Source organism: Nocardia sp. NPDC059228 (genome assembly GCF_042754245.1).
Classification (GTDB): Bacteria; Actinomycetota; Actinomycetes; order Mycobacteriales; family Mycobacteriaceae; genus Nocardia.
The window spans coordinates 77,954-84,571 of record NZ_JBHZAL010000034.1; the positions used below are offsets into that span (position 1 = coordinate 77,954).

The 6,618-nt window shown below is 66.2% G+C and carries 4 protein-coding genes and 1 pseudogene; 2 read left to right on the plus strand and 3 right to left on the minus strand.

The features are described from left to right. Positions 1–95: 95 nt before the first annotated feature. Both ACFXKA_RS35010 and ACFXKA_RS35015 read right to left on the minus strand, forming a co-directional pair. Positions 96–1,148 carry a hypothetical protein gene (locus ACFXKA_RS35010; RefSeq protein ID WP_379430579.1) on the minus strand — a complete coding sequence of 351 codons (1,053 nt, stop codon included), beginning with the start codon at positions 1,146–1,148 and terminating at the stop codon, positions 96–98. Between the two features lie 34 nt (positions 1,149–1,182). Then, on the minus strand, positions 1,183–1,692 hold the full coding sequence (locus ACFXKA_RS35015) for a PspA/IM30 family protein (protein ID WP_379430581.1): 510 nt from the start codon (positions 1,690–1,692) through the stop codon (positions 1,183–1,185). A gap of 389 nt (positions 1,693–2,081) precedes the next feature. Here ACFXKA_RS35015 and rho point away from each other — a divergent pair. Further along, positions 2,082–3,187, plus strand: a pseudogene (gene rho / locus ACFXKA_RS35020) (transcription termination factor Rho); the annotation flags it as partial. Here rho and ACFXKA_RS35025 read toward each other — a convergent pair. Next, positions 3,174–3,959 carry an alpha/beta hydrolase gene (locus ACFXKA_RS35025; RefSeq protein WP_379430582.1) on the minus strand — a complete coding sequence of 262 codons (786 nt, stop codon included), beginning with the start codon at positions 3,957–3,959 and terminating at the stop codon, positions 3,174–3,176. The pseudogene rho and the gene ACFXKA_RS35025 sit on opposite strands and share 14 nt — an antisense overlap. Before the next feature lie 847 nt (positions 3,960–4,806). Between ACFXKA_RS35025 and ACFXKA_RS35030 the strand changes: the two genes are divergently transcribed. Beyond that, positions 4,807–6,258 carry a DUF222 domain-containing protein gene (locus tag ACFXKA_RS35030; protein WP_379430583.1) on the plus strand — a complete coding sequence of 484 codons (1,452 nt, stop codon included), beginning with the start codon at positions 4,807–4,809 and terminating at the stop codon, positions 6,256–6,258. The last annotated feature ends 360 nt before the right edge of the window (positions 6,259–6,618 follow it).

The following is a 6,618-nucleotide window of genomic DNA, read 5'->3' on the forward strand; positions in this document are numbered from 1 at the left end:
CGCGATTCCCTCCAGGGAATGAGCGAGCTCTCCCGTCAGGGAATGAAACAGGGCCGCACGCGGTTTCAGCGTGCGGCCCTGTTCGCAGGACTCGGTCAGTTCCCGGCGAGCACCGCCAGCACCGGCTCGGACAGGAAGAACGGCTCCAGCCGCTCGCGAATCAGCTTGGCCAGCACGCCGTTCCGCTTGGCGGCCTCCACCACGGCCGGGCCGTAGCGCAGGATCTCCTCGGCGATGACCGCCTCGGACAGGCCCAGCTCGGGCAGCATGGCCGCCAGGGTGTGGTCGCCGTACTTCTCGAAGAACACCTCGACGCCCTGGTCCACCAGCACGCCGACGTATTCCTTGTTGCGGGTGGTCAGCGCGATCCGACGGATGATCAGGGCCAGGTCGCGGAGGTCCTGCTGGGACAGGTACTCGCGCAGGCCGCTGACCGGCTCACCGGCGTGCAGGTCCCAGAATTCCATGGCCGCGTCGTGCACCGGGGCGTCGCGCAGCATTTCGCGAATGGCGTTGTTGGTGCGTTTGAGCGCGAATTGCGCGCCCTTGCCGGCCATTTCGCCGATGAAGGTGCCGCCGGCCTTCTCCGCCGCCTTGCGCGCGGACTTGGCGGCATTGGTGCCCATGGAGACCAGGGAGCCGACGCCGGGAATCTTCGAGGCGATCTGCTTGTTGGTCTCCATCAGATCGTCGACCAGCTTGTCCACGAACTTGGCGGCTACGGTCGCGATGAGGGGGCTCTCGGTCAGCCGCTCCAGGATCCGTTCCTGGGCCTGGTGCATACCGAAGAGCTTCTCCAGCAGCTGCTCGACCGGCTCGCGGTCCACCACGTCACCGAGGGTGTAGTCATGATTCCCGGCGATGTTCTCGTACAGCGAATCGGCCAGCGTGCCGACCATTTCGCCCAGTACCGGGCTGCCGCCGATCAGGTCGATGACATTGGCGACGGTCTGCTTGGCCTGATCGATCTCCACCACGTCGCGGAAGATGATGGTGTCGGCGACACCGATCACCGCTTCCACATCGCGGGCGATCACTTCGGCGAAGCGGTCACCGCTGACCTCGGCGACAATGAAGTCGACCTGGAGATCCAGGAGCTTCTCGGCGATTTCGCGTGGCGCCCGGGACGGCGTATCGGACTCGGTCAAGGTTCCACCCATCAATTGAAGACGGAACGCCTGATCACTCGGAATCGTTGCCGTGCACCGATTTTCGAATCTGTTCCAGACGTTCCCGCGCGGCCTTCGCCCGCGCATCCCACTGTTCCTCGACGCTACGGCCCACTGGTGTCTGCCGATCGAGCTCGCCCATCCCCTGCGATGTCCCGTAGCGCTGCTCGACCTTATCGCGAACTGACTCGAAAGTAGGGACGCCGCCGGAGGTATACCCGCCGATCGCCGGACCTGCGGGGGTACCCGCAGGCGGTACCGGTATCCCGGTGACCACGGGACCCGCTCCCACCTGCCCGGATGCCGGGGCCGTCTCAGACTGCGGATAGCTTTCCACCGGCAGCGTGTCCGGAGTCACATCGATGACATCGGATGCATGACCCAGGGTGGCCGCCAGTGACTGCGCCACCGCGTGCAGCGCGGCCAGCCCGGCCTTGCCGTCGGTGGCGGCCTCGACCACCGCCGCGAGTTCGGCGTCCGGCAGCTGCGCCAACAACGCCACGAGTTCCTTGGCATCGCTCATGGGTTCCAGGCTACGCATCACGGGGACCGCGGGGGCCTGGCACAGCGGGCCGGCATCGGAACATTGCGCGGAATTCGGGGACAGCGTACGGTGAGGGCGTCGCAATCCCGTGGATGCAGGTCGACGCCGAGTCCCGCCCACGCGATTTCTTCCCTCCCCGAGCCGGTTACCCGGTGGCGCTGTAGCTCCCGCCCGGTGCTGCACCGCCACTCGCGAACCACTCGGATTCACCGGCGGTTTCCTACCGCCTTCGGCCGCATCCGGCCACACCAATCACTCACTCCCGGTGCACAAGTCACCTGATCCTCACAAGGAGAACTCTCATGACCACCATCGATCCCACGCCGCGGGTCGCCCACACCGACGCGACCCCGGCCCTCGAACACATCGAAACCCTCACGCCCGCAACGGGAATCCTGGATATCCAGGGCCAGAGCGGTGTGCTGCGCCGCAGCGGATACCTGCCCGGCCCCGACGACATCCATGTGCCCACCCGATTGATCCGGAGCCACGGCCTACGCCGCGGCGATGCCCTCACCGGCCTGGCGCAGCCGAACACCAAGCACGGCAAGCTCGCTCCCCTGGTGCGGGTCGACACCGTGAACGACCTCCCGGTCGCAGAGATCTCCCCGCGACCGCACTTCCAGGACCTGACCCCCATCCACCCCAATGAGCGGCTGCGACTCGAAACCGGGCCGCACCAGCTCACCACCCGCGTCACCGACCTCATGATGCCGATCGGCAAGGGCCAGCGCGCCTTGATCGTGGCACCACCCAAGGCGGGCAAACCTCTGTGCTGCAGGCGATCGCACACGGCGTCGCCGCCAACCACCCGGAGGCGCACCTGATGCTGGTACTGGTCGGCGAACGTCCCGAGGAGGTCACCGACCTCTCGCGCGGGGTACCCGCCGAGGTGATCGCCGCGACCTTCGACCACTCCCCGGCCGAACAGACCGCCCTGGCCGAACTGGCCGTCGAACGCGCCCAGCGGCTGGCCGAACAGGGCCGCGACGTCGTCGTCCTGCTCGACTCCCTGACCCGACTCGCCCGCGCCTACAACATGACCGGATCCGCCTCGGGCCGAATCCTTTCCGGCGGTGTGGATTCCATGGCATTGACGCCGCCGAAGCGGTTCCTGGGCGCGGCCCGCAATATCGAACACGGCGGATCGCTGACCATCATCGCCACCGCACTCGTCGAAACCGGTTCGCTCGCCGACACCGTCATCTTCGAGGAGTACAAGAGCACCGGCAATGCCGAGCTCAAACTCGACCGCGGACTGGCGAGCCGCCATGTTTTCCCGGCCGTGGACATCGCCAAGTCCAGCACCCGCCGCGACGAACTGCTGTTCGCCCCCGACGAGCGGCTCGCTGTGGACAGACTCCGCCGCACCCTGGCCGAACTGGACGATCAGCGAGCCCTCGACCTGCTCCTCGACGGCCTGCGCAAGACCGGCAGCAATGCCGAATTCCTCGCCAACATCATCCGGAAGTGAGGCGCTTGGGCGGCAGCACCCCGGCCGCCCAGGTCGCGACCGTCTCCGCCCAGCCCGGGAATCCGATGAGGTCGTTGTGCATGCCGCCGGGATAGATCACCAGCTGTTTGGGCTCGGGCGCGGCGGCGTACAGGTCGCGGCCCATCTGTACGGGCAGGAGTTCGTCCATGTCGCCGTGCATGATCATGACCGGGCAGGTCAGCGTTCGAATTCGCGGCAGGCTGGGATAGGCGTTGGGCACGAACAGCTTCGGCAGAAACGGATATACCGCGACCGCCGCGTCCCGCATGCCGGTGAAGGTCGACATGAGCAGCAGCGCGGCGGGCGGAAAAGCATTCGCCAGCTCGAGCATCACGCCGCCGCCGAGCGACTTTCCCAGATACACCAACCGGTTGGCATCCACACCGGGCTGCGCGAGTAATGCCTCCCGCGCCGCACGCACGTCCAGATACGTCCCACGCTCGTCCGTCCGGCCGGTGCTGCGCCCATACCCGCGGTAATCGAAAATCATCACATCGAACCCGACCGCCGCGAGCATGCCCAGCATCGGCGACCGATCCCCGATGTTCCCGCCGTTCCCGTGCGCGAACAGAATGTGCCCCAGCGGCTCCCCCACCGCCGGCACGAACCAGGCCTCGACGGTCTCGCCATCCGCGGTCCGCAGCGACATCGCCTCATAGTCGAGGCCATACGTCTCCGGAGTCTCCAGAATCCGCCGGTCGCCCGGCTGATAGCTGAGTGCGTTGAGGATGGGGGTCGCCGGATGCCACATGGTTCTTTCTTACCTCCCTACCTCCGCGCCCGCCGAGAGACCTCACCTCCAATTCCCGATTCGACCAATTCGTCACCTTCGATTCGGACGATGAATTCGAACCGGACGGTTCTATCAGTTACTCGAGATATGTTGCGGCACACGCCATTAGACGAGTACGATCCGATTCGGAAAGACACCCTCGCCGGTCCCGAATCCCCCGACGGCGTGGTCATCCGGTCCGACCTGCTGCCGCCCCGCACACACGGTTCCAGTATCCGCGGCCTCGTGGACCGGAAGACCTGGGATGCCCTGCGCATTCCGGTCTGCACAGCCGCCGGAGAGCGCTGCGAGATCTGCCGGGACCAGGTGATCCGCAACGGACGCCCCGACTGCCACGAGAAATGGATCTTCGAGTTCCACGCCGGCCGCCCCATCCAACGCCTGCAACGCCTGATCGCCCTCTGCCCCGGCTGCCACCAGGTCCAACATTCCGGCCGCGCCCGGGTAAAAGGCCGGGAGCAAGAGATTATCGAGCGACTCTGCCGCCTGAACCGCTGGTCCCCGCCGGCAAGCAGAACTCGACCTGAACCGCTCGACAGCCCGATGCACCCACCTCAACCGCTTCGACCGGGACCTCGACCTGTCAGCACTCCACAACCGCCTGATCATCCACAGCCACCCGACCCTCCACATACCCGCCGCCGACCGAGCCACACTCGACAATTCCCTCTTCGCACTCCCGCCACGCAAATCAGCTCACCTCACTTGACCCAATTCGCCTGAAACATATATGAAATTCTGAAACATATTGCATCACAATAGAATTCGCCTCTCATCGCGATCATGCGAGCGGTAGAATTAGCACATGGATTCGAAGGGAGAAACACTCGACACGTGCGGCATCGCCGACCTGGAAGCCGCCGTGCAATCCCTGTCGAATTCCATCCTCCACGGTAACCTCACCCCGTTCTCCGATGGGGATGTCGTGGAATTGATGCAGCGCCTGGAGACCTGCAAACGTCAACTGTCGGCGCTGGATTCACGCCTGATCATCGAAGCCTGCAACCGCTCCCTGCCCGAAGGCAGCGGGGCAAAGGATGTGGTGCCGTTCCTGCGGCAGACCCTGGGCCTGTCGAGGTACGACGCGTCGGTGCGGGTGAAAATCGCCCGCCAGTGCGGGGAATTCTTCGAACCCACCGGACACCTGCGCCCGCCCGCGTTGGCTTCGACCGCCGAAGCCTTTGAAGCAGGCCAGATCTCACGCGATCATGTCCGCAACATCATCGACGTCATGAACCACCTGCCCGCCGACATCCCCGCCGAGACGCGCGCGGAAGCCGAGGACATCCTGGTCGGCCACTCCCGCATCGGGTGGCCCGATGACCTGCCCAAGATCGGCCGTGACATCCTCGCCCGCGTCGACCCCGACGGCAAGGTCGTCTCCGACGTCGACCGCCGTCGTCGCCGTGGTCTGGTCCTGGGTCGTCCTGGGGTGGATGGGATGTCGTGGATCGAGGGCTGGATCACTCCCGAGTTGCGGGCCCTGTTGGATGCGGTGTTCGCGAAGTTGGCGCGTCCGGGTATGTGCAACATCGACGACGTCGACAGCGTCGCCGCGACGGTCAGGGTGGTCGATTCGACGGTGTTGGAGGCGGCCGCGCGTCGTGATCGTCGTGATGGCGGGCAGCGCACCCACGACGCGTTGTTCGCGTTGCTGCAGCCCGGTGTCGACCCCGCCGCGCTGGGTTCGCACCGTGGTTTGCCGGTGCAGGCCGTCCTGACCATGAACCTCGCCGATCTCGAGCGTGGAGCCGGGGTCGCGACCACCGCCTCGGGCGGCCATGTCTCGATCAACGAGGCGTTGAAGCTGGCCGAGGGCACCCGCCCGGTACTGGCGGTCCTCGACGCCGACGGGCTGCCGCTGTACCTGGGCCGCTGCCAACGCCTGGCCACCCCCGCCCAGCGGTTGGCGTTGATCGCCCGCGACAAGGGCTGCACCCGCCCCGGATGCGACGCACCCGCGAGCATGTGCGCGGTCCACCACATCACCGACTGGGCCACAGGCGGCCCCACCGACCTGACCAATCTGACCCTGGTCTGCGATCACTGCCACGCACTGGTCAACGACAGTCCCGACGGCTGGAAAACCGTTGTCATGGGCAAAGATTCCCCCTATCGGGGCCGGACCGGGTGGATTGCCCCGAAACGCCTCGACCCCACCGGCATTCCTCGCGTGAACGACAGACATCACGTAGGGCAGCAGGTCGCCGCTGCCATCGAATCCAGTTGCCACAAGTGGGGTTCACGGGCCGCATGATTCCCAGACCGCTCGTGTCCTGCTGGCGTGCGCAGGGCGCGGGGAGGTGCGGGTGCACGATCGGCACCACGTGGGGCAGTGGGTCGCCGCTGCCGTCGAACCCAGTTGCCAGAAGTGGGGTGCACGAGCAGCGTGATTCCCGGCCGCTAGTGTCCTGCTGGCGTGCGCAGGGCACGGGGAGGTGCGGGTGAACGATCGGCATCGCGTGGGGCAGCAGGTCGCGGCTGCGACCGATTCCAGTTGCTGGAGGCGGGGTTCACGGGCAGCGTGATTCCCGGCTGCTCGTGCCCTGCTGGCATGCACAGAGCACAGGGAGGTACGGGTGAACGATCGCCACCACGTGGGGCAGTGGGTCGCCGC

Bases quoted from the DNA above. Each gene is read 5' to 3' on its own strand.
- ACFXKA_RS35015 (WP_379430581.1), bottom strand. From the start codon at position 1,692: ATGAGCGATGCCAAGGAACTCGTGGCGTTGTTGGCGCAGCTGCCGGAC.
- ACFXKA_RS35025 (WP_379430582.1), bottom strand. From the start codon at position 3,959: ATGTGGCATCCGGCGACCCCCATCCTCAACGCACTCAGCTATCAGCCG.
- ACFXKA_RS35030 (WP_379430583.1), top strand. From the start codon at position 4,807: ATGGATTCGAAGGGAGAAACACTCGACACGTGCGGCATCGCCGACCTG.